Annotated in this window: 25 protein-coding genes; 23 read left to right on the forward strand and 2 right to left on the reverse strand. The window is 41.6% G+C overall.

Translation table 11 applies throughout. The annotated features are described in order from the left end of the window. The first annotated feature begins 1 nt into the window (after position 1). The 19 genes from rpsE (at position 2) to BLQ57_RS04195 (ending at position 12925) form a co-directional block, all read left to right on the forward strand. Positions 2-520 (forward strand): 30S ribosomal protein S5, encoded by a 519-nt coding sequence (rpsE, locus tag BLQ57_RS04105; RefSeq protein WP_087938020.1) that lies wholly within the window; start codon positions 2-4, stop codon positions 518-520. Positions 521-525: 5 nt separating this feature from the next. Continuing rightward, positions 526-705, forward strand: coding sequence for a 50S ribosomal protein L30 (rpmD, locus tag BLQ57_RS04110; RefSeq protein ID WP_087938019.1), 180 nt, complete (start codon positions 526-528; stop codon positions 703-705). Positions 706-707: 2 nt separating this feature from the next. Further along, positions 708-1154: a 50S ribosomal protein L15 gene (gene rplO / locus BLQ57_RS04115; RefSeq protein WP_087938018.1), complete on the forward strand. Its 447-nt coding sequence runs from the start codon at positions 708-710 to the stop codon at positions 1152-1154. 4 nt (positions 1155-1158) lie between these two features. Next, the gene (secY, locus tag BLQ57_RS04120) at positions 1159-2478 is read left to right on the forward strand and encodes a preprotein translocase subunit SecY (protein WP_087938017.1); all 1320 of its coding nucleotides are present in this window, start codon (positions 1159-1161) and stop codon (positions 2476-2478) included. A 1-nt stretch (position 2479) separates the two neighbouring features. Next, complete coding sequence (map, locus tag BLQ57_RS04125) at positions 2480-3253, forward strand: type I methionyl aminopeptidase (protein WP_087938016.1); 774 nt, start codon at positions 2480-2482, stop codon at positions 3251-3253. A 1-nt stretch (position 3254) separates the two neighbouring features. Then, complete coding sequence (infA, locus tag BLQ57_RS04130) at positions 3255-3473, forward strand: translation initiation factor IF-1 (protein WP_008202999.1); 219 nt, start codon at positions 3255-3257, stop codon at positions 3471-3473. Between the two features lie 6 nt (positions 3474-3479). Next, positions 3480-3596, forward strand: a complete 117-nt coding sequence (gene rpmJ / locus BLQ57_RS04135; protein ID WP_014772314.1) for a 50S ribosomal protein L36 — start codon at positions 3480-3482, stop codon at positions 3594-3596. Between the two features lie 4 nt (positions 3597-3600). Further along, positions 3601-3978 carry a 30S ribosomal protein S13 gene (gene rpsM, locus BLQ57_RS04140; protein ID WP_087938015.1) on the forward strand — a complete coding sequence of 126 codons (378 nt, stop codon included), beginning with the start codon at positions 3601-3603 and terminating at the stop codon, positions 3976-3978. 15 nt (positions 3979-3993) lie between these two features. Next, positions 3994-4392 (forward strand): 30S ribosomal protein S11, encoded by a 399-nt coding sequence (gene rpsK, locus BLQ57_RS04145; RefSeq protein WP_087938014.1) that lies wholly within the window; start codon positions 3994-3996, stop codon positions 4390-4392. Positions 4393-4410: 18 nt separating this feature from the next. Further along, positions 4411-5016, forward strand: coding sequence for a 30S ribosomal protein S4 (gene rpsD / locus BLQ57_RS04150; RefSeq protein WP_087938013.1), 606 nt, complete (start codon positions 4411-4413; stop codon positions 5014-5016). 39 nt (positions 5017-5055) lie between these two features. Then, positions 5056-6045 carry a DNA-directed RNA polymerase subunit alpha gene (locus tag BLQ57_RS04155; protein ID WP_087938012.1) on the forward strand — a complete coding sequence of 330 codons (990 nt, stop codon included), beginning with the start codon at positions 5056-5058 and terminating at the stop codon, positions 6043-6045. A gap of 5 nt (positions 6046-6050) precedes the next feature. Next, positions 6051-6590, forward strand: coding sequence for a 50S ribosomal protein L17 (rplQ, locus tag BLQ57_RS04160; protein WP_087938011.1), 540 nt, complete (start codon positions 6051-6053; stop codon positions 6588-6590). Positions 6591-6705: 115 nt separating this feature from the next. Continuing rightward, the gene (gene carA / locus BLQ57_RS04165) at positions 6706-7803 is read left to right on the forward strand and encodes a glutamine-hydrolyzing carbamoyl-phosphate synthase small subunit (RefSeq protein WP_087938010.1); all 1098 of its coding nucleotides are present in this window, start codon (positions 6706-6708) and stop codon (positions 7801-7803) included. Between the two features lie 22 nt (positions 7804-7825). Continuing rightward, entirely contained in the window at positions 7826-9109 is a 1284-nt protein-coding gene (gene eno / locus BLQ57_RS04170; protein ID WP_087938009.1) for a phosphopyruvate hydratase, read from the forward strand. A 166-nt stretch (positions 9110-9275) separates the two neighbouring features. Further along, on the forward strand, positions 9276-9563 hold the full coding sequence (locus tag BLQ57_RS04175; protein WP_087938008.1) for an FtsB family cell division protein: 288 nt from the start codon (positions 9276-9278) through the stop codon (positions 9561-9563). Next, a complete protein-coding gene (locus BLQ57_RS04180) occupies positions 9544-10095 on the forward strand; it encodes a hypothetical protein (RefSeq protein ID WP_087938007.1) in 552 nt (183 codons plus the stop codon). The genes BLQ57_RS04175 and BLQ57_RS04180 overlap by 20 nt, the downstream gene beginning before the upstream one ends. A 20-nt stretch (positions 10096-10115) precedes the next feature. Further along, complete coding sequence (locus BLQ57_RS04185) at positions 10116-10961, forward strand: serine acetyltransferase domain-containing protein (RefSeq protein ID WP_087938006.1); 846 nt, start codon at positions 10116-10118, stop codon at positions 10959-10961. Between the two features lie 119 nt (positions 10962-11080). Then, complete coding sequence (cysM, locus tag BLQ57_RS04190) at positions 11081-11959, forward strand: cysteine synthase CysM (protein ID WP_087938005.1); 879 nt, start codon at positions 11081-11083, stop codon at positions 11957-11959. A gap of 180 nt (positions 11960-12139) precedes the next feature. Next, the gene (locus BLQ57_RS04195; RefSeq protein WP_087938004.1) at positions 12140-12925 is read left to right on the forward strand and encodes a helix-turn-helix domain-containing protein; all 786 of its coding nucleotides are present in this window, start codon (positions 12140-12142) and stop codon (positions 12923-12925) included. Positions 12926-12956: 31 nt separating this feature from the next. Here the strand turns inward: BLQ57_RS04195 and BLQ57_RS04200 are convergent, their stop codons facing one another. Beyond that, positions 12957-13871, reverse strand: a complete 915-nt coding sequence (locus BLQ57_RS04200; RefSeq protein WP_087938003.1) for a sugar phosphate isomerase/epimerase family protein — start codon at positions 13869-13871, stop codon at positions 12957-12959. A 114-nt stretch (positions 13872-13985) separates the two neighbouring features. On the opposite strand from BLQ57_RS04200, the gene BLQ57_RS04205 reads away from it, so the two are divergent. The 4 genes from BLQ57_RS04205 to BLQ57_RS04220 are packed head-to-tail and all read left to right on the forward strand — an operon-like array spanning position 13986 to position 20233. After that, positions 13986-14711, forward strand: a complete 726-nt coding sequence (locus tag BLQ57_RS04205) for a hypothetical protein (RefSeq protein WP_092824015.1) — start codon at positions 13986-13988, stop codon at positions 14709-14711. After that, the gene (locus BLQ57_RS04210; protein WP_087938001.1) at positions 14698-17445 is read left to right on the forward strand and encodes a TonB-dependent receptor; all 2748 of its coding nucleotides are present in this window, start codon (positions 14698-14700) and stop codon (positions 17443-17445) included. The genes BLQ57_RS04205 and BLQ57_RS04210 overlap by 14 nt, the downstream gene beginning before the upstream one ends. Further along, positions 17445-18602 carry a DUF4249 domain-containing protein gene (locus BLQ57_RS04215; RefSeq protein ID WP_087938000.1) on the forward strand — a complete coding sequence of 386 codons (1158 nt, stop codon included), beginning with the start codon at positions 17445-17447 and terminating at the stop codon, positions 18600-18602. The genes BLQ57_RS04210 and BLQ57_RS04215 overlap by 1 nt, the downstream gene beginning before the upstream one ends. Next, positions 18599-20233: a TonB-dependent receptor plug domain-containing protein gene (locus BLQ57_RS04220; protein ID WP_087937999.1), complete on the forward strand. Its 1635-nt coding sequence runs from the start codon at positions 18599-18601 to the stop codon at positions 20231-20233. The genes BLQ57_RS04215 and BLQ57_RS04220 overlap by 4 nt, the downstream gene beginning before the upstream one ends. Positions 20234-20239: 6 nt before the next feature. Here the strand turns inward: BLQ57_RS04220 and BLQ57_RS04225 are convergent, their stop codons facing one another. After that, positions 20240-21898 (reverse strand): mechanosensitive ion channel family protein, encoded by a 1659-nt coding sequence (locus tag BLQ57_RS04225; RefSeq protein ID WP_087937998.1) that lies wholly within the window; start codon positions 21896-21898, stop codon positions 20240-20242. Positions 21899-21921: the final 23 nt, after the last annotated feature.

Consider the following 21921-nt stretch of genomic DNA (forward strand, 5'->3'; position numbering starts at 1 on the left):
TATGTCTCAACAAAGAAAAAAGCCTATCAGGGCTACAGATACAGAATTAAAAGAAAAAGTAGTAGCGATCAACCGAGTAGCTAAAGTAGTAAAAGGTGGTAGAAGATTCTCTTTTTCTTCAATCGTGGTAGTAGGTGATGGTAATGGTGTTGTAGGTTATGGATTGGGTAAAGCCAACGAAGTAACAGACGCAATCACTAAAGGCATCGAAGACGCAAAGAAAAACTTGGTAAAGGTGCCAGTACTCAAAGGAACTATTCCTCATGAGCAACTTGGTAAATTTGGAGGTGGCTTTGTTCTGATCAAGCCTGCTGCTCCAGGTACTGGTGTAATCGCCGGTGGTGCGATGCGTGCCGTACTCGAATCAGCTGGTGTGACTGACGTATTAGCTAAATCAAAAGGTTCTTCCAATCCACACAACGTGGTGAAAGCTACCATTGATGCGTTGATGCAACTTAGAGACGCGATTTCTGTTTCACAGCAGAGAGGTGTCAAATTGTCTAAAGTTTTTAACGGATAATCATCATGGCTAAGATTAAAATCACGCAAGTAAAATCCGTAATTGATCGTCCAAAAGATCAAAAAGCAACAATCACTGCTTTAGGTCTAGGTAAGATCAATAAATCTGTAGAAGTAGAAAATACTCCACAGATTGCCGGTATGGTAAATAAAGTTAATCACCTTGTAAAAGTGGAGGAAGCTTAATTATGAAATTACATACATTAAAACCAGCTGATGGATCTACCAAAAACCGAAAAAGAATCGGTAGAGGTCAAGGATCCGGTAGAGGTGGGACTTCTACAAGAGGTCACAAAGGAGCCAAGTCAAGATCTGGATACAAAACGAAATTAGGTTTCGAAGGTGGTCAGATGCCACTTCAGCGTAGAGTACCAAAATTTGGCTTCAAAAGCTTTAACAGAGTTGAGTTCAAACCAGTAAATTTGGATACCTTGCAGGCCCTTGCGTCTCAATATAACTTGGAGTCGATCGATTTGGATACTTTGGTTGCTCATGGAGTAGCCTCCAAGAACGATAAGGTAAAAGTTTTGGGCAATGGCGAATTGAGTTCAAAAGTTGCAGTCTCTGCACATGGATTCTCTGCAAGCGCGATTGCTGCGATTGAAAAAGCGGGTGGTTCCGTAAACAAGATTTAATTAAATGAAAAAGTTTATTTCGACAGTTAAGAACATCTTCTCGATCGAAGACCTTAGAATTAGAATCCTGAATACCATTGGATTTCTAATTGTTTTCAGATTGGGTTCCTTTATTGTTCTCCCTGGTGTGGATCCTTCAAAACTTGGGGGGCCTCAAGAGGGTATCTTCGGCTTGATTGACACCTTCCTTGGAGGTGCATTTAGTAATGCATCTATCTTTGGCCTAGGTATCATGCCTTACATTTCTGCATCGATTGTGTTGCAGCTATTGACTGTCGGAGTACCCTACTTTCAAAAAATGCAAAAGGAGGGTGAATCTGGTCGAAAAAGAATCAATCAGATCACCCGTGTCCTTACTATCTTAATTACTATAGCACAGGGTATAGGTTATGTATCGGCTACCATCCTTCCTACTGGAGCGGTGATGGTTAGTACTACGCTATTCATGTTTAGCTCTCTTGTTTTGCTTTCTGCCGGTACCATGTTTTGTATGTGGTTGGGTGAGAAAATCACAGAAAAGGGAATCGGTAATGGTATCTCCATGTTGATCATGATCGGTATTATTTCCAGATTTCCTGGGGCTATCATTGCTGAAGTATTAGAGAAAAATACCTCCGGTATGTTGTTGCTTCTTATCGAAGCGGCTGTTTTATTCTTTGTAGTACTTTGTGTGATAGCATTGACTGAGGCTACTCGTAGAATTCCGGTTCAATATGCCAAGCAAGTTGTGGGTGGTAAAGTATATGGAGGACAGCGTCAGTACATTCCTATCAAGGTGAATGCTTCTGGGGTTATGCCTATTATCTTTGCTCAGTCACTCATGTTTGTGCCGGCCTTAATTGCTCAGATTTGGGCTAGCGAAAGTGATATTGCCAATTATATCGGGACAACATTTTCTGATTTCACTTCTTGGCAGTACAATCTCTTATTCGCAGTCTTAATTATCATTTTCACATTCTTCTATACAGCTATCACGGTTAACCCTGAGCAGATTGCTGAAGATATGAAACGCAATGGGGGTTTTGTTCCAGGTATCAAGCCAGGTGCACCTACCTCCGAGTTTATCGATGGTATCATCTCCAAGATTACCTTACCAGGTTCTATTCTATTGGCTCTTGTTGCGATTCTTCCTGCACTTGCCATTGTATCTGGAGTAGGAGCTGAGTTTGCTCAGTTTTATGGAGGTACATCTCTTTTGATTATGGTGGGTGTGATTATGGACACTCTTCGTCAGATTGAGAGTTATCTATTGATGAGACATTACGAGGGAATGATGAAGAGTGGTAATATGAAGAATAGCGCTTCTAATTACCAGGTAGCTTAATATGATTCATTTCAAGACTTCAGAAGAAGTTCAAAAGATTAAAGAAAGTGCAGACATCTTGGCTAAGGCTCATGGAGAAGTAGCCAAGCATGTTAAAGTAGGGGTAAAGACCTCTTACTTAGATAAAATAGCTGAAGAGTTTATCAGAGATCACCAAGGAGTTCCTTCCTTTAAGGGCTATAATGGTTTTCCTGCTTCACTCTGTATATCTGTGAATGAGGTAGTGGTTCACGGATTTCCCAGCGAATATGAATTGAAAGATGGCGATATAATCTCAATAGATTGTGGAGTCTTTCACCAAGGTTTTCATAGCGATTCCGCTTATACTTACCCTGTCGGTGAAGTCTCCATTCCTGTTTTGAACTTATTAAAAGCCACTAAAGATTCTCTTTACTTGGGGATTGAACAGGCTATTTTTGGTAATCGAATTGGAGACATTGGTCATGCCATACAAAAGTTTGTCGAAGCCAAAGGTTACACTGTGGTAAGGGAACTGGTTGGACATGGCTTAGGTAAAAACCTGCACGAGTCTCCTGAGGTGCCAAACTATGGTAAACGAGGTAGCGGTCCCTTACTTCAGTCGGGGATGGTTATTGCGATTGAGCCCATGATTAATCTTGGTACAAGGAACATTGTCCAAGAGCGAGATGGATGGACGATCAGAACAGCAGATCGGAAACCTTCCGCACATTATGAGCATACAGTAGCAATTTTCGAAGATAGAACAGAGGTATTGACCTCACATAAGTACATAGAAGAGAATTTTAAATTCTAGTATGGCGAAACAGACATCAATAGAACAAGACGGTACCATTATCGAGGCGTTATCAAACGCCATGTTTAAGGTGGAATTGGAGAATGGACATCAATTGATTGCCCATATATCTGGCAAAATGAGGATGAATTATATCAAAATCCTTCCCGGAGATCGTGTCAAATTAGAACTATCTCCCTATGATTTATCAAAAGGCAGAATTGTATATCGATATAAATAAACTGATATGAAAGTAAAGGCATCTATCAAAAAGAGAAGTGTTGATTGTAAAGTGATCAGAAGAAACGGAAAGCTTTACGTCATCAATAAGAAGAATCCTAAGTTTAAACAAAGACAAGGTTAAGATTATGGCTAGAATTGCAGGTGTAGATATACCAGACAATAAGCGTGGCGAGATCGGGCTTACCTATATTTTCGGAATAGGAAGAAGCTCCGCCAGAGCGATCCTGAGCAAGGCCGGTATCTCTTTCAACAAGAAAGCGGGAGAGTGGGATGACGATGAGTCTACTGCTATCCGTAACATCATCTCTGAAGAATTCAGAACAGAAGGTGTGTTGAAATCAGAGGTCCAATTGAACATCAAGCGACTAATGGATATTGGTTGCTACAGAGGTTTGAGACACAGAAAAGGCCTTCCGGTGCGTGGTCAGAAGACTAAAAACAACGCCAGAACAAGGAAGGGTAAGAGAAAAACAGTTGCTAACAAGAAAAAGGCGACTAAATAAAACCTGATTTAGATTATGGCTCAGAAAAGAAACGATAAAGCGAAAGGTAAAAAAAGAGTTGTCAAAGTAGAAGCAGTAGGCCAGGCCCACATCAAAGCTTCCTTTAACAATATTATCATCTCAATTACCAATAATTCAGGACAAGTTATCTCTTGGGCTTCTGCCGGTAAAATGGGTTTCAGAGGTTCAAAGAAAAACACTCCTTATGCTGCGCAAATGGCTGCCCAAAATTGTGGTCAGGTTGCCTATGACTTAGGTTTGAGGAAAATCGAAGTTTTCGTAAAAGGTCCAGGTGCAGGAAGAGAATCTGCTATCAGAACTTTGCAAAATGTAGGATTGGATGTGACAACCATCATTGATGTGACACCAATGCCGCACAACGGATGTCGTCCTCCTAAGCGTAGAAGAGTTTAATTATAAAATTGTAACAGAATGGCTAGATATACAGGTCCTAAATCAAAGATCGCTCGAAAGTTTGGCGAGCCTATCGAAGGGCATAGCAAAGCGCTTCAAAAGAAAAACTATCCTCCAGGTCAGCACGGTCGTGGAAGAAGAAAGAAGCAATCTGAATATGCAATCCAGCTTGCTGAAAAGCAAAAAGCAAAATACATCTACGGAGTATTGGAAAGACAGTTTGCGAAAATGTTTGACATCGCTTCCAGAAAAAATGGAATCACCGGTGAAAACCTTTTGCAATTGCTTGAAGCAAGATTAGATAACACGGTTTATAGATTGGGAATTTCCCCAACACGTAGAGGCGCTAGACAATTGGTTTCCCATAAGCATATCCTTGTGAATGGTGAATTAGTTAATATTCCGTCTTTTACCCTAAAGCCGGGTGATGTCGTCTCTGTCAGAGAGCGATCCAAATCCCTAGAAGCTATTACCAATAGCTTAGCTGGTAGAGGTGCCAATAAATATTCCTGGTTAGAGTGGGATGGTGCTTCATTATCCGGCAAGTTTGTCAGTGTGCCAAGCAGAGATGATATTCCTGAAAATATCAAGGAGCAACTCATTGTCGAACTGTACTCTAAGTAATATTTACTATTTTCAGCTTTTAAACAAAGAACAAGATATATGTCCATATTAGCATTTCAAATGCCCGAAAAAGTGGTGATGGAAAAAGCCGATGACTTTCATGGCTTGTTTACCTTCAAACCACTTGAAAAAGGCTATGGAGTTACTATCGGTAACGCCCTGAGAAGAATTTTGCTTTCTTCGCTGGAGGGATATGCCATCACATCCATTAAAATCCCTGGAGTGGTGCATGAATTTTCCACTATCGAAGGTGTAGTAGAGGATGTGACCGACATTATTTTGAACCTGAAGCAGGTCCGATTTAAGAAAGTCCACGAGGCTTTTGACGGTAAAATTACTGTGGAAGTTAAAAATCAGTCTGTCTTCACTGCCGGGGACATTGCCAAGTTCACTTCTTCTTTCGAAATCTTAAATCCAGATTTGGTTATCTGCCACATCGATGAAGCCAAGACTTTTGAAATCGAGCTGATGCTTGATAAAGGAAGAGGATACTTACCAGCTGAAGAATCCAAACCAAAAGAGCAAGTTTTCGGTCAGATTGCTATTGATGCTATCTTCACGCCAATTAAAAACGTGAAGTACAGTGTAGAAAATACACGAGTTGAACAAAAAACTGACTTTGAGAAATTGATCTTGGAAGTAACTACGGACGGTTCAATTCACCCAGAGAAGGCGCTTCAAGAGTCCGCTAAAATCTTGATCCAACACTTTATGTTGTTTTCGGATCAGACTATGGTGCTTGATTCCACAGGACCTGCTGAAGCAGAGCCTATTGATGAGGAATTCTTGCATATGAGAAAACTCCTTAAGACTTCTCTCAGTGATCTAGACCTTTCTGTTAGAGCTTTCAATTGCCTAAAGGCAGCTGATGTTAAGACTTTGGGTGACCTAGCCAAACTGGAAATTTCAGACATGATGAAGTTCAGAAACTTCGGTAAAAAATCCCTAGCTGAGCTTGAGCAGCTGATTCAGGAAAAAGGCCTAACCTTTGGAATGGATATTTCAAAGTATAAACTTGATGAAGAATAAATAAAATGAGACACGGTAAGAAATTTAACCACCTTGGAAGAAAGGCTGCTCATAGGAAAGCAATGCTTTCTAACATGGCTACATCCTTGATTCTTCACAAGCGTATCTCTACCACGCTTGCCAAGGCAAAGGAATTGAAAAAATATGTAGAGCCTCTAGTGACTAGAGCCAAAGAAGATACTACGCACAATAGACGTATTGCTTTCTCCTACCTTAAAAATAAAGAAGCTATCATCTCTCTTTTTGGAGAGGTAATCGCTAAAGTAGGTACTCGTCCAGGAGGATATACTCGAATTATCAAAACTGGATTCAGATTAGGTGATAATGCAGAGATGTGTATCATTGAGCTAGTAGATTTCAATGACTTGATGCTGAAAGATGCTAAGCCTGCAAAGAAAACTACACGAAGATCTCGTAGAGGTTCTGGTGCTGCTAAAGCCACAGAAACTGAAGCCACCGCAGCTCCTGCGGCAGAGGAAAAGCCGGCTAAGCCTGCTGCTCCTGAAGCTTCTACTGACACTGATACAGAATCTGAAGACAAATAAGATTGAATGCTATTGCATACATAAAAAGGATTGGACGTTAGTTCAATCCTTTTTTTATACCCAGACATTCCTTCACCTCTCTAGAAATCCTTAACTTTGGGCAATCTTCTGAAAAATGATTAAACAAAAAGCTACTCTACTCCTCGCAGATGGAACTGTATTTCACGGTTCATTAATAGGTAATCCTGGCACCAACGGTGGTGAAATTTGCTTTAATACAGGCATGACGGGTTATCAAGAAATCTACACCGACCCATCCTATACCGGTCAGGTGATTGTGACTACTACCTCTCATATTGGTAACTATGGTGTGCATCATGAAGAAGTTGAATCAGATCATCCTACGATAGGAGGGATTGTGGTAAACAGCTTCTCTGAGATCTATTCCCGACTAGATGGTCATGGTTCCCTCCAAGATTATTTGGTCAAGTATAAGATTACGGGTATTGCTGACATTGATACGCGTAAACTGGTACGCCATATACGCTCTCAAGGCGCAATGAATGCCATCATCAGTTCTGAATTTGAAGACAATCTTACTGGTTTACAGGCCGAGCTTGAGAAGCTTCCAGATATGAATGGCTTGGAACTTTCGTCAAAAGTCTGTACTCAAGAGCCTTATTTCTATGGTGAAGAGAGCGCTCCTATCAAAGTGGCCTGTTTGGATTTTGGGATCAAAAAGAATATTCTTAGAAACCTGGCTTCCAGAGGAGTATATTGTAAGGTTTTTCCTGCCAAGACCAAATTGAGCGAAATGGAAGCATGGTCTCCCAATGCTTATTTTCTTTCTAACGGTCCCGGAGATCCTGCTGTGATGGAATATGCAGTGGAAACAGTTAAAGATATTTTAGGAACAGGAAAGCCTGTTTTTGGAATTTGTCTTGGTCATCAATTATTGGCTGAGTCCGTAGGCATCTCTACCTATAAGATGCACCATGGACATCGAGGGATCAACCATCCAATCAAAAACATTTTGACAGGCAAAAGTGAGATTACTTCTCAAAATCACGGATTCAATATTGTGCGTGAAGACACAGAAAATCATGCAGAAGTAGAAATCACACATATTCACCTTAATGATAATACAGTGGCGGGTATTAAGTTGAAAAATAAACCTGCTTTTTCAGTACAGTATCACCCTGAGTCATCCCCAGGTCCACATGATTCCAGGTACCTTTTTGATGACTTTATTTCATTAATTAATCAAAATTAAATCTAATAAACCTTTTAAAACTATGACCTTGATTCAATCAATTCATGCAAGACAGATCCTCGATTCTAGAGGAAACCCTACCGTTGAGGTAGATGTAGTAACTGAAAATGGAGCTTTTGGACGTGCAGCTGTGCCTAGTGGTGCCTCTACGGGCGTCAATGAGGCTGTTGAGCTTAGAGATGGGGACAAAAGCAAATACCTTGGTAAAGGTGTCTTGAAAGCTGTATCCAATGTAAACGATGTCATCGCACCCGAATTAGTGGGGATGGATGTCTATGAGCAGAACATGATCGATCAAATTATGATCGAGCTCGATGGCACTGCAAATAAAAGTAAATTGGGAGCCAATGCTATTTTGGGTGTTTCCTTGGCAGTGGCTAAGGCGGCTGCCATGGAATCCGGTCAGCCGCTTTTTAGATACGTAGGTGGAGTCAACGCTAATACTTTGCCTGTACCTATGATGAACATCATCAATGGTGGATCACATTCAGATGCTCCTATTGCATTTCAGGAATTTATGATCCGCCCTGTAGGAGCAGAAAGCTTCTCTGAGGCGATTCGAATGGGTGCAGAGATTTTTCATCATTTGAAAAAAATCCTTCATGATAAAAATTTGGTAACTGCTGTAGGAGACGAGGGTGGATTTGCACCTAATTTCTCTGGTGGAACTGAGGAAGCATTGGGAAGTATTCTGGATGCGATTTCTAAGGCAGGCTACAAGGCAGGAGAGCAAGTTACTATTGCTCTAGACTGTGCGGCTTCTGAGTTTTTTGTAGACGGAAAATACGACTACTCCAAATTTGAAGGTCCATCTGGTAAAGTAAGAACCAAGGAGGAACAAGTAGCTTATCTAGCAGAACTTACAGAAAAATATCCTATCGATTCTATTGAAGATGGATGTGCAGAAGAAGACTGGGCTGCTTGGGCTATGCTAACCGCCAAAATAGGGGATAAGGTACAGCTGGTAGGAGATGATCTCTTTGTGACCAATGTGAAATTCTTGCAGAGAGGAATTGAAGAAAAATCTGCTAACTCGATCTTGATCAAGGTTAACCAAATCGGAACCCTTACTGAGACGATTAATGCGGTAAACTTGGCGCATAAGGCAGGCTTTACAGCTGTCATGTCACACCGATCTGGAGAAACTGAAGATTCTACCATTGCGGATCTTGCAGTTGCATTGAATACAGGACAGATCAAGACTGGTTCTGCCTCACGATCTGACCGAATGGCAAAATACAATCAGTTGCTTAGAATTGAGGAGCAATTAGGTGAATCAGCGGTATTTAAGGGTAAACTTAAGTAAACCTCATTTCGGGCTATTTAGCCTATGATATAAAAACGTCCACAATCCTCGGGTTGATGGGCGTTTTTCATTTTTGATAGATAAAATGTCCCTGAGCTTAATTTCAGATGAAGGAATGCTGGTTTTTGCATCATTTTTGTAACTTAATCAGATTAAACCTGATCTAATGAAAAAGCTTTTCAAACTCACTACCAATTTCTACGGTATAGCGACCCTAGCATTTCTTTTTTGGATGATTTTCATTGATTCCAATAATATTGTCAATCAGTTCAAGCTAAGTCAAAAGCTTGGTCAACTCGAAGATCAAAAGGAATACTATCAAGAGCGGAAATTGAAAATTCAGGCTGAAAGAGAAGAGTTGATGAGTAATCCGGAACTTTTAGAGAAGTTTGCCCGTGAAAAATACTTTATGAAGAAAAAAACGGAAGATCTCTATGTTATCGTCAAGGAATAGGTTTTTGCTCTTATTTGGGTTGTTCTTTTTTACCACTCTGCTAGCGAGTCATGCACAGCGGGAGATTTATGCTGATTCTATTGCATTTAAAGACCGCTTATATTACGGGGGGAATTTCGGAATGCAGTTTGGCACCATTACACTAGTGGATGTCTCTCCTTTAGTCGGTGTGATGATTACCGAACGCTACTCTGCAGGAGTAGGGATTACCTATCAATATTTTAATGATAGACGTTTTGTAGGCGGCTCTTCCTCTACCTACGGAGGAAGGATCTTTAATCGCTTCAATGTCTTGCCCAATATCTTTATTCACGGAGAGCTTGAAACCATTAATTTTGATTATTTCAATAGGGCTGAAAACCGGTTTCAGCGAATTTGGTCTAATGCTTTATTTCTAGGAGGAGGCTATTTCGCTCCATTTGGTGGTGGCAGAGGAGGTGCCAATTTTACTTTTTTATACAATATTCTTCATGATAACCTGCGGTCTCCCTACGGTGAACCTTATGTCATTCGAGTGGGTTTTGTGTTTTAAATGCACATCAGACCTATCTCATGGATTCATTGATCAAAAAAATATACCAAGCTCACCAAGAATGCTCCGATTGTCCATCACCTCAGGTGGTACAGCAGTTTTTTGAAGGGCTTTTAGGGTTGCTTTTTCCAGAGCACTCCGTCCAAAAAGTTAAGGAAGAGACTGAGCTTCGAATTAGGATGGATGAGTTGAAAGAACGACTTTCTAAGATTTTGGAGCGGAATACCCACCTGCATGGACAAAATGGTAGACAGCTTTCCTCACAGTTTTTCACCAATTTGGAGCGAGTATACGACTGGATCAATCAGGATGTGGATGCCATGTATGCAGGTGATCCTGCTGCCAAATCAAGAACAGAGATTCTTCGATCTTATCCTGGTTTTTATGCTATTGCTGCTTATCGTATTGCTCATGAACTTCATATCTTGGGTATCAAATTAATTCCCAGAATGATTACCGAGATAGCCCATAGTCGTACAGGAGTAGATATTCACCCTGGCGCCAAAATAGGACAAAACTTCTGTATCGATCACGGTACAGGGGTGGTGATAGGGGAAACGACCATCATTGGTAACCATGTCAAAGTATACCAAGGGGTTACTTTGGGAGCATTAAGTGTCGATAAAGCAGATGCAGACAGCAAGCGTCACCCTACGATTGAGGATCATGTGGTAATCTATGCAGGAGCGACCATTCTAGGAGGAAGAACTGTCATCGGTAGAGGCAGCACTATAGGAGGGAATGTCTGGTTGACCAAATCGGTAGCTCCTGGTTCTAAAGTATATTATCAGGCACAAATGCATCATGCAGATTCGGAGGTTACTGATTTGTACATCTTCAAAAATGAGGAGGATAAAACCCAATAAGATTCAACGTATTGAGAGGTTGATTTTTTGACCTCTGCAAAACTTTCCAGTTACTTCTTTTTTGATGAAATCGAAAAGGGAAATTGACATACAGCCCATCAGAAATATACTACTCGAAAATGAAACTCTTTGAATTAATAGGAAACACACCCCTAGTCGAAGTACAACATATTTTAATCAAGCCCAAGGTTAAAATCCTCTGTAAAATGGAAGGACAGAATCCGGGTGGAAGTGTCAAAGATCGAGCAGCTTTTAATATGCTGCAATCCGCCTTGGATCGAGGAGATATTAAAAAAGGAGATAAACTAGTCGAAGCCACCAGTGGGAATACAGGAATAGCCCTTGCCATGGTCGCCAAGGTATTGGGTCTGGATATGACGCTGATCATGCCTGATAATTCCACGAGGGAGCGAGTACTCTCGATGGAAGCCTATGGTGCAAAGGTGATCTTGACGCCTGCAGCAAAAACCATTGAATATTCTCGTACTCTCGCAGAAAAGATGAATGCCGAAGAGGGCTATTTCATGTTGAATCAATTTGCCAATTCGGACAATTACCTCGCGCACTATAAAACTACCGGACCCGAAATATGGAATGATACCGATGGAAAAGTAACACACTTCGTTTCAGCAATGGGTACCACAGGGACCATTATGGGAGTGTCTCGCTATCTAAAAGAGAAGAATCCCAACATTCAAATAGTGGGTACGCAGCCTACTGATGGATCGAGTATTCCAGGAATCCGACGCTGGTCCCCGGAGTTTTTACCGGCTATTTTCGAAAAAGAACGTGTGGACCGTGTGATTGATGTGTCTCAGGATCAGGCGACAGTAATGACCCGCCGTATGGCAAAAGAAGAGGGGATTTTGGCAGGAATGAGTAGCGGTGGCGCATTACATGCTGCGATCGAACTCTCCAAAGAACTCGAAGAGGGTTTGATTGTCTGTATCACCTGTGACCGGGGAGACCGATATTTGAGTTCGGACTTGTTTGGCTGATTTTATTCAGGAAGTTTTTTTAAAAAGTGGTGCGACAAGGATTATCAGAATTTGTGATTTTTTTGGAGCAATCTTTCATATCACTTGAGATTCTTACTTTAGTGAACTCAGGTCTATTGAATGTCATATAAATGGCATACTTCTGACCTTTCGAATTAAAGGGGTTTGGTTGAATTTTGTATGGTGACGATCGGAAAACGAATCAAAGAGGCACGATTAACGAAGCGTTGGACACAATCCGAGCTAGCAGATAGATGTGGAGTTTCCCTTCGCACCATACAGCGCTTGGAGAAAGATGAGGTGACTGCCAGTTTATATTCTTCTGGGAAGCTGGAAGAAGTTTTGGGAATCGAAATTTTTGAATCTACGATCCAGTCTGAAAATAAAACTAATCATTCAAAACCTAAAATCCCCATTATGCATTATTTATCAACTATTTCTCCTTTTGTTCTGGTTGGATCCCTTCTTATTGGGCTTGGTTATCTGGGACAAGATTTCCTAGTAAAACCCAAATCTCCATTACCGATGATATCCACAAATCAAATTGAAACGACCACGATAAATTGCGGATCGGATTCTGAGTGTGATATTCAGGTTACACTTAAAAATGAGAAGGGGGAGATTATCTGGGAAAAAATATATGGAGGTACTAGCTATGATAGAGCTGTATCGGTAATTCCTGCTTCGGATGATGGGTTTTTGATTCTTGGGTCTACGAGTTCATACGGACAAGGTAACTACGACATTTTGTTGATCAAGGTGGATACTGGCGGTGAGGTTTTATGGCAAAAAACCTATGGAGGATTTTTTAATGAATATGCAAAATCAATTTCCCCATCGGAAAATGAGAAAGGGTATCTTATTGAGGGTAGTCAGCAAGAATGCACTACTCCTAATGTATCGGAAGATTGCATTATGAAATCATGGAGTTTTGGAATTGATGAAGAGGGAGAAAAGCTGGGATAGTTTATCCAGTTTAGAACGTCCCAATTGTCAATTATACAAAGAACTGCTTCATTTTCTCCAGTCCTGTTTTAGCGACTACATCCGCATCCATTGCCCAAAGACTAGGATTAAAAAGCTCGAGTGATAGGACTTTTGATCCCCCCATGGCTTTCAGAGTTTGTGCAACTTCTAGGAGGGGAGCAACTCCATCTCCCGGATAAACGCGATGCTTATCTTCTTGCTCGGTTCGTGGTAAAGTGTCCGGGAAATCATTCAGGTGAAAGACCTCGATGGCCGTCCCATTGATCAATTTTAATCCATCAAAGCCTGAATCACCCCGGAATAAATGATAGATATCCGGTAAAAGGCGGGCATCCGGATCATTGGCCATAGCAGCTACTGCCAATGCCTGCCCTAATTGGTAAAAAGGAGGAAAAGCACCCCAAAACTCCAATTGTGGCATACAGCCCGTTTTTCTACCCAATTCCAAGAGTCTTGCATACTTTTCTCCAGCTTCAAAAAGGTCAACCGGTACCTCGGCTCCGATTGCCGGAGCTGCGATTCGGGTACAGCCAATAGCCGCAAGTTGGTTCATTTCTTTTTCAATCTGCTCAAATCCCTGTTTGCTTTTCGCAGTATCCTGAGCCATCCATGTGGCAAATCCTATCGCATTAACTGCTTCGATGCCTGCATCTTCCAATTCCTTTTTCAGCGATGCTAAGGTTTTACCAGACTCTAGGTAGGCATCGATTTCCATCATCCATAGCTCTATTCCATCATATCCTGATCGAGCGGTGACTTTGATCATTTCGGACAGGGATAGTTTCTGTCCTCTGATAGTGCTTGTATTGAGCGAAAATTTAAAATCAGAGCCCTCTGAAGTCTTGGATTTAGCTTGTACAGGCCCCGCAATCGTTGCCAATGGAGCCAAAGCAAGGCTTTTTAATAAGTTTCTACGTGAAGTCATGCTAGGTTTGGTCTTTTTTGGTGTAGGAATTTTTCCTTTTATCGAGAAAGAATACCATTTATACTTATTTCTAAAAATAGGAATCTTCCAGTGTAATCTATCGTAATTTCATCCATGCGGAAATTTATTTTTTCTTGGGGCTTATGTATGGTTTTGACGGTTTCGTCAATAGCCCAGACTGTCAATGACAATCTGGCCAATCTTGACCGATATCAGGAAGAATTGCCTTTTTTTCAAGAATTGATCACTGGAGCACAATATCCCGAACCACCCCGGAAATATGATGGATTTCCTTTTTTGGATAGCCGTACTTTCACCGAGGGAGGCTTGACTATCAACAGGGTGTTTTATCCTAATGTGCCCTTACTTTACGATATCCGGTTTGATCAGGTGGTTACCTTTCACCCGCTTTTTTCACAAAAGTTGCTCATCAATCCTTCTAAAATTGATGCCTTTGTTTTGGGGGAGGATCGGGAGTTTATTCAATTGAAAGGGAACGAAGGGTATTATTATAACAGAAACAGTTTTTATGAACTCATAGAGGAGGGGGACAATTATCGCCTGCTCTCGAAGCATTACAAAGAAGAAAAGCCTACCCGCGAGATAGGGGAATATGTGGGCTATTATGTAGAATATGAAGACTTTTTTCTTGAGAAAGAAGGCCGCTTTTTCCCAATGAAAAAGAAAAAAGATGCCATCAAACTTCTTCAAGTTGAAAAGAAAGCAGTACGTGAGCATCTGATCCGGCAGGGTGTTTACTTTAATCAAAGTCCTCGGGAGTTTTTAGCGAAGCTTCTTCAATTAGCTTCTCAATCCAATAGTTCTCATGAAGAAAATTAAGTTTTTGTTTTTACTCTGCCTTATTTGGATCGGGCAGGATTTGAAAGCACAGGAGGTGAAGCGGTTTTCTGGCTTTTTTGCAGGAATGCCCTTCGAGCGTTTTGCAGAACGCATTGAGTCCGAAAGTGATTACCGGTTTTTTTACGAAAAAGAACAGCTTTCTGAGATTTCGGTGAATCTTCAGGCAAATGAAAGTAAGCTCGAAGATTTACTGGTTACCGTATTTGCAGAAACTGACTTAAAATTTGCAATCTCTAGGGACAAAAAGGTATTCATCACTAAAGGGGAAAGGATGAATGTCAATTTTTCACAGGGCTATTTTAACCTTCGAAGCGAAGCCGAGAGTGGAGAGGCAGCGATGGAGAGTGGCACCGAACTAGGAGCTTTTGCTAGAAATATGCGTTTCGAAATTGGTAAGGACAAAGTGGACCCTAATCGCAGTACTGCCACCTTGCAAGGAACTGTTCTGAATATTGACAATGGGGAGCCTCTTTTAGGGACGGTGATATTTGAGCGGGAGAACTTCGTCCAAGCGATCACCGATGAAAATGGTAAGTATAGTATCGAACTTCCAAAAGGAAGACACACCCTCGTGGTACAAAATCCGGGAGGCTATCAAGAACAACGGCAAATTGCGCTTTTTGGAGATGGTGTATTGGACATGGAAGTCCAGGAGAGTTTTCTTTCTCTGGATGAGATTGTGGTGAGTTCGGGCGCTTTGAGTAATGTGAACAAACTGGATATGGGTGTACAGTCTATCAGCATGGCTCAAGTGAAGCGCCTTCCTGCCATTTTGGGAGAGGTAGATGTCATTCGGGGAGTATTGACTATGCCGGGTGTTAATACAGTGGGAGAGGCTAGTGTAGGATTCAATGTCCGCGGTGGAGCAGCTGATCAAAACCTGATCCTGTATAATCAGTCTACCGTATTCAATCCAGCGCATGTTTTTGGATTTTTCTCAGCATTCAATCCGGATATGGTCTCGGGGGTAGAATTATTCAAAGGTTCGGTGCCTGTCAACTATGGAGGTCGGCTCTCTTCAGTGCTTCAGGTAGAGCCTAAGTTTGGTCGGTCAGATAAAATAGGCGGAAGTGGAGGGGTAGGAATCATGACAGGAAGGTTAAGTCTGGAAGGGCCCATTGGGGAAAAGACCACTTTTATTGTGGGGGGAAGAACTACCTATTCCAACTGGGCACTGGATCTATTGGATGATGAAGCAGCTCTTAATGGTTCTAGAGCATCGTTTTACGACTTGAATGCCAATATTCGCCATGAATTTGATGAAAAAAATCAATTAGAAATTACCTCCTACCTATCTGAAGATGAATTCGGGTTTGATCAGGATACCACCTATTCCTACCGAAACACCAATATTGCCGCCACATGGAGACATTTCTTCAATGAGCAGCTAGAAGGGAAGCTTACCTTGGGTTATGACGCTTATGAATTTGGAATAGTTGGCGAAGATAATCCGCTGAATGCATATCAATTTAACTTTGATGTGAAGCAGCTTCATGCCCGTGCAGATTTTGAGTATCGAAAAGGAGAAAATCACCTTTATAAATTTGGTCTACATGCCATTCAATATGACTTAAACCCCGGGTCAAATCAACCTTTTGGATCGGAATCCATCGTCATTCCAGAGCGGATCGATAATGAAAAAGCAAGAGAAATTTCCTTGTATTTCGGAGACGAGTATACCTTCAGTGAAAGACTATCGGTGAGTTTTGGAGGTAGATACATGTTTTACCAGCTTTATGGGCCGATGACCGTCAACGAGTACGTGCCTGATGCACCGATTACCGAAAGTAATGTCATTGGTGAGCAGTTCTATGGTCAAGGCGAAACTGTTCAAACGTATCATGGACCAGAATTCCGGGTTTCCGGACGCTACACACTGACCAATCAGTCCTCGGTTAAGCTTGGGTTTAATACCATGAGGCAGAATATTCATTTGCTTTCCAATACCTCGGCAATAGCTCCGACGGATAGCTGGAAACTGAGTGATCGATACATTAAGCCTCAAACTGGCGGACAAGCTTCGCTGGGCTATTATAGGAATATGGCGCTGAACACCTTGGAGTTTTCGGCCGAAGTGTACTATCGCTATATGAATAATCTCTTGGATTATCGTTCTGGAGCCACCCTCATCTTGAATGAAAATATTGAACAGGATGTACTGAATTCAGTAGGGAAAGCCTATGGAATTGAGCTCTTGCTCAAGAAAACCACGGGTAATTTGACCGGTTCCTTGGCTTATACCTATTCGCGCTCACTACTTCAGACCTCTGACGAACCAAGTATAGAGAAGATCAATGCCGGTCGTTTTTATTCCAGTAATTTTGATCAGCCTCATCACGTGATTTTGGTAGCCAATTATGAATTGAGCAAGCGTATAAATACATCGATTAATGGCAATTACAGTTCAGGAAGACCAGTGACTTTGCCTATTGCTAAGTTTGATTATGCAGGTTCAGAACGGGTTTATTTCTCTGATCGAAACGCCTATCGTATTCCTGATTATTTCCGAATTGATATTTCTGTTAATCTAGAGGGTAATCATAAAGTTCGAAAATTGGCACATTCTTCTTGGTCGGTAGGTGTCTACAATGTTTTGGGTAGAAGTAATCCCTACTCGGTGTATTATACTCCTGTAGAAGGACAGTTGAGAGGCTATCAGTTATCTATTTTTGCGCGTCCTATTCCATTTATCACCTATAATTTCAAGTTTTAATGAAGCGATTAGCATATCTATTTTTTTTAAATCTATTGGCTTTTGGAGCTTGTAGGGAGCCTTTTGAGCCTGAGATAGATGAGGTTGACCTAGATGTTTTGGTAGTGGAAGGCTATTTGGATTCCGATGGATCTAGGAGTTTGATTTCGCTGAGCTATACCCGTCCTATTCAAGCCAACTCCATGCAATTGTCACCTGTAGAAGGAGCCACGCTTTACTTGGAAAGTTCTACTGGAGACCGCTATCCACTCAGTGATATAGGAGGAGGAAGTTATCAGTTTGAAGAAAACATCAGCGAACAGGATCAGTATAAGTTGCGGATTTTTCTGCCCAATGGAAACAGTTATTCTTCCGATGATATGACTCCGATAATTACCCCAGATATTATAGATGTTGGGTTTGAGCGAAATGAAGAGGGAGTCGAGATCTTTCTTACTACAAAGGGTGATCAGAATGCGGATGATTTTCTTTGGACCTATGAGGAAACTTGGGCTTTTCGACCGCCATTTCCCTCTCAGGTGAAATATGTACCGGAAACACAAGCTGTAGTTCTGAGAAATCCTGATGAACGCATAGATCTTTGCTACAAGAGCGAGCGAAATTCTGATTTGTTGCTAGAAACCTCTTCTCGGTTCGAAGATCAATTTGTTTTTCGTCAAGCAATTAATCAGATCAATGAAGGAGATGAACGCCTATCTCTTCGATATAGTATTTTGATTTCGCAGATGGCATTGAGCAAAGATGCTTCAGAGTTTTGGGAAATCTTAAAAAAGAATACCGATGATTTAGGCTCGATTTTCAGCCCATTGCCATCGATTATTCGGGGCAATATTACCAATGATCAGAACCCCGATGCACCCGTCATCGGTCAAGTTAGTATTGGGAAGGTCCGGCAGCAACGCTTATTTATTGACTTGAGAGACGTGGTTCCGTGGAGGGCCGTGGTACCTGAGTATTTTGGCTGTATCCAAGAACCAGATACAGTATTGGTCAGGGACTATGATTCCTTTTTCCGATCAGGGGGCAACCTCCCCACTCTTCCGATTTTTACCGAGAATGGGATTGAGCCCATTGGCTATCGCTACGCTTCTGCTTCCTGTGTGGACTGTACCCGTCGGGGAAGTAATGTAAAACCTGATTTTTGGGAGGATTTATGAATAAGATATTAGTCAATAAATCAGTTTGCCTGCTGATTTTATTTCTATTGATAGGGCCAAAATGGTCAGTAGGCCAAGAGTTGGTTAAGGAGGAAGTCTCTTTTTCCATCCCTAAAACGCTTTATTTTACTGGAGAAAAAATCTGGATTGATGCTTCTGTGCTTCAAAATGGGAAAGCGAGCAGTTCTCAAGTAGTGTATGCAGAACTTTTGGATAGACAAAATCAATCAGTCTACTTGGAGAAGTTTTTATTGGAAGAGGGATCGGTGTTTCACTTTCTTAAGATTCCTGGAGAATTGGTATCTGATCATTATTTGCTTCGCGTGTATACTAGAATCAGTCCTCTCTTAGCTGTTGAAAATGGCCTGAAACAACAATTTGTAACCGTCTTTAATCCTCAAAAGCCCCCCAAAGTAAGCTTAGATTCGCAAGCACGTTTTTTGGAAGGCAAAACAGGGTCTTCGGAAATCCGACTCTCCAAACACCGACTTTCCCCCGGTGAGACATTGACTGTCAATTTATCCTCTGCGGCAGAGATCAAAGAAGTGCGTGTGGCTCTCAGAAATCCTTATTTAGAGTTTGATTCTCAGATTCCCTCTTCAAAAATTTATGATTCTGAAGTGAAGGGTGAATTGATCCCGGAGCTTTTTGGACATGTAGTTCATGCTCAGGTAGATCCTAGACAGGTGGATACTACCAAGGTTTATTTTCTCTCCGTTCATGGGGTAGAGTCCGCGCTTTATACAGATCGTCCAGACAGAGATGGCGCTTTGTATTTTGACATAGGAGGATTAAAGCACTGGAATTTTGTGATTGCACAAGCAGATCAAAACGAGAGTCTGCTGGATTTTGAACTGCAATCTCCCGTCGTAAAAACTCAGTTTAAATCAGATTTTGAATTTCCCGAGTTGGTGATAACTGCTGATGAGGAAGCTTTTTTGCAGCAGCTTCTGCTAAGTAGCGGTATTCAAAGCTTCTATTCGGAAAAATACGCACAAGAACCAGTGCCTGTGGTGACGGGCTTTGTGGCAGACCGGACCTTTATGCTGGATGACTATACGCGATTTGAATCTGTGGAAACCGTCATCAAAGAATACGTCCCGATGGTCTCGGTAAGGACGAGACAGGGGAAAAAAGAGTTTAGATCCATTAATGAGTTTGGGGCTGTTTTTGAAAAAAATCCTCTGATGCTGGTTGATGGGATGCCTGTTTTTGACTCCGATCAGTTAGCGGCATTCAATCCACAGCGTTTCGAACGTTTAGATGTTTTGGCAAGAAAATTTTTCCTGAACGAGCAAGAATATGAAGGTGTATTGAGTTTTTCTTCTTACAAAAGCGACGTGGGAGGCTTTCCATTACCGAGTAATGCGATTTTTTCTCAATACAAAGGAATACAATTGCCTATAGAATTAAAGCGGTCTATTGCTGAAATGCCGGACAGCTCATTTGGTGATTTTCGCTCTATTCTGTACTGGTCTGCTGATCCTTTGAGGCAATTGCCTTCCGGTCAAACCTTGGAAATCCAGACCTCACAAGTATGGGGGGCTTTTGAAGTGGTCCTTTTGACCCTGTCAAAAGAGGGGGAAGTTCACGAAGAAAGGAAGTACTTCACCGTGGAGAATAATCCCTGATGAGCTTTATTTCTTTTTAAGTTCATTGCCCAAAAACTCGCCAAGCTTTTTCTGGTAATAGGTAGAATCCGTAGGATACTCTGGGATGAGGTCCTTCTTTTCCGGGAAAGATTCCATATGGAGTGTCTGTGTCGGGAATGCAAAACGAACTCCAAGTGAATTGGCTAATTTGACTATTTGAATCAAGACTTCATGCCTTGCTCTTAATTCATCAGGCCACCCAGGTACCTCGAAAAAGATATAAAACATGATGTCTTGACTATAAGCTGACAGGCTGTTGAAATACACATGGTAATAATCCTTTCTGGTATCAGGGTGAGCGAGGACGATTTCTTTAAGTCCTTTGACAAACTCCTCAATTAAAAGTGGAGGGGTGTCGTAGGTGATAGTTAGGGTCGTGTAAAAGCGCCTATACCTTCTCAGTCCATGGTTATCGAGTACAGCATCGGCTATTTTTCCGTTAGGTACATACATCAGGGAATTTCTGAAGGTTCGGATTCGAGTCGAGCGGAAGCCCACCTCCTCCACTGTCCCATCTATATCTCCGGAGGTAATCCAATCACCTACTTGAAATGGTTTATCGATGAAAATCATCACAGAACCGAAGAAGTTTTTGATCGTGTCTTGAGCCGCCAAAGCGATAGCGACACCACCAATGGAGAGACCTGTCAAGAAAGGAATGATATCTAGATTAAGTCCATCTCGGAGGATGAAAAGTGTACCGATCAAGACTACAAAAGCTTTGAGTGTCTTTCGCATCAGTGGGACTAGCTGGTCATCCAGCGTAGACTCTGTTTTGGTGGCTAGACGTGCAAAATAAACAGCAACGACATTAACCAGTTTGTAAAATGCGAGCGTAATCAGGAAAGGCTTTAGAGTATTGAGAATGACCACAATCCAAGACCAAATTTCCACAGGAAGCTGCAGGACAGGCATAAAAATGGAAAGCAGCTGCACGATGAGATAGTAGGAGATAATCCTCGCTACAGGAAGAATGTAATTTTCTCCGATCTGTTGATATTCTAGTCGCTTGAAGAAGTAAACTAAGACCCTGTCAAGCAAAAACGTAAAGAAGAAATGAGATAGAAAAATAAGAAATATCAAAAGAAACATCCCGAACATCTGCCAAAGGTGCAGGCCGAGGTATTTCTCATTTCCGATTTTTGGGAGTAAATTAAGAAGCCTGTCAGTCCCATAGGGATAGGTCTCCTGATGCATGTCGGTAATCTGACTGACGGTGAAGGAGGAGAATTTCCACTGATTTCCCTTTTTTTCAAGAAAAATTCCGGGGATTTTTTGTTTGTCAAAGTAGTAGACCGATTCTTTCACCCCGGAAGTACTGTCTTGGTAAGAGGGTAGATTGGGTATACTACTCGTTCTGATAATGATTCCTTTCCCTTCCAAGATTTGCTTAAGCTTGATGGTGAGGCGCTCGGACTCTTCCTTGAGCTCCTCCGGGATATCCAATGCTTTTGCGGCTTCTTTTGGTTTAAAGTTTCCTTCTTCCAGATTATAGAAAAAGGTCAGTGTGGTATAGTAAGGTGATGAAAGGTTGAGTTGATCAGAGATCTGCTCACTCATTGGTGAATCCTTTATCAGCTGAGCTTCACTGCTGAGTGAAAAGACAAGTAAAAAAAGAAGTAGGTATAGGGGTTTTCTCTGCATAGCTTTCACAATTCTCACAAAGG

The organism is Algoriphagus faecimaris, from assembly GCF_900101705.1.
In the GTDB taxonomy this organism is placed as follows: Bacteria; Bacteroidota; Bacteroidia; order Cytophagales; family Cyclobacteriaceae; genus Algoriphagus; species Algoriphagus faecimaris.

Bases quoted from the DNA above. Each gene is read 5' to 3' on its own strand.
- rpmJ (WP_014772314.1), top strand. From the start codon at position 3,480: ATGAAAGTAAAGGCATCTATCAAAAAGAGAAGTGTTGATTGTAAAGTG.
- infA (WP_008202999.1), top strand. From the start codon at position 3,255: ATGGCGAAACAGACATCAATAGAACAAGACGGTACCATTATCGAGGCG.
- rpsK (WP_087938014.1), top strand. From the start codon at position 3,994: ATGGCTCAGAAAAGAAACGATAAAGCGAAAGGTAAAAAAAGAGTTGTC.
- BLQ57_RS04225 (WP_087937998.1), bottom strand. From the start codon at position 21,898: ATGCAGAGAAAACCCCTATACCTACTTCTTTTTTTACTTGTCTTTTCA.
- BLQ57_RS04195 (WP_087938004.1), top strand. From the start codon at position 12,140: ATGGTGACGATCGGAAAACGAATCAAAGAGGCACGATTAACGAAGCGT.
- secY (WP_087938017.1), top strand. From the start codon at position 1,159: ATGAAAAAGTTTATTTCGACAGTTAAGAACATCTTCTCGATCGAAGAC.
- BLQ57_RS04180 (WP_087938007.1), top strand. From the start codon at position 9,544: ATGTTATCGTCAAGGAATAGGTTTTTGCTCTTATTTGGGTTGTTCTTT.
- rpsM (WP_087938015.1), top strand. From the start codon at position 3,601: ATGGCTAGAATTGCAGGTGTAGATATACCAGACAATAAGCGTGGCGAG.
- BLQ57_RS04205 (WP_092824015.1), top strand. From the start codon at position 13,986: ATGCGGAAATTTATTTTTTCTTGGGGCTTATGTATGGTTTTGACGGTT.
- BLQ57_RS04185 (WP_087938006.1), top strand. From the start codon at position 10,116: ATGGATTCATTGATCAAAAAAATATACCAAGCTCACCAAGAATGCTCC.
- BLQ57_RS04210 (WP_087938001.1), top strand. From the start codon at position 14,698: ATGAAGAAAATTAAGTTTTTGTTTTTACTCTGCCTTATTTGGATCGGG.
- carA (WP_087938010.1), top strand. From the start codon at position 6,706: ATGATTAAACAAAAAGCTACTCTACTCCTCGCAGATGGAACTGTATTT.
- BLQ57_RS04200 (WP_087938003.1), bottom strand. From the start codon at position 13,871: ATGACTTCACGTAGAAACTTATTAAAAAGCCTTGCTTTGGCTCCATTG.
- BLQ57_RS04155 (WP_087938012.1), top strand. From the start codon at position 5,056: ATGTCCATATTAGCATTTCAAATGCCCGAAAAAGTGGTGATGGAAAAA.
- rplQ (WP_087938011.1), top strand. From the start codon at position 6,051: ATGAGACACGGTAAGAAATTTAACCACCTTGGAAGAAAGGCTGCTCAT.
- rpsD (WP_087938013.1), top strand. From the start codon at position 4,411: ATGGCTAGATATACAGGTCCTAAATCAAAGATCGCTCGAAAGTTTGGC.
- map (WP_087938016.1), top strand. From the start codon at position 2,480: ATGATTCATTTCAAGACTTCAGAAGAAGTTCAAAAGATTAAAGAAAGT.
- BLQ57_RS04220 (WP_087937999.1), top strand. From the start codon at position 18,599: ATGAATAAGATATTAGTCAATAAATCAGTTTGCCTGCTGATTTTATTT.
- rplO (WP_087938018.1), top strand. From the start codon at position 708: ATGAAATTACATACATTAAAACCAGCTGATGGATCTACCAAAAACCGA.
- BLQ57_RS04215 (WP_087938000.1), top strand. From the start codon at position 17,445: ATGAAGCGATTAGCATATCTATTTTTTTTAAATCTATTGGCTTTTGGA.
- rpmD (WP_087938019.1), top strand. From the start codon at position 526: ATGGCTAAGATTAAAATCACGCAAGTAAAATCCGTAATTGATCGTCCA.
- BLQ57_RS04175 (WP_087938008.1), top strand. From the start codon at position 9,276: ATGAAAAAGCTTTTCAAACTCACTACCAATTTCTACGGTATAGCGACC.
- cysM (WP_087938005.1), top strand. From the start codon at position 11,081: ATGAAACTCTTTGAATTAATAGGAAACACACCCCTAGTCGAAGTACAA.
- eno (WP_087938009.1), top strand. From the start codon at position 7,826: ATGACCTTGATTCAATCAATTCATGCAAGACAGATCCTCGATTCTAGA.
- rpsE (WP_087938020.1), top strand. From the start codon at position 2: ATGTCTCAACAAAGAAAAAAGCCTATCAGGGCTACAGATACAGAATTA.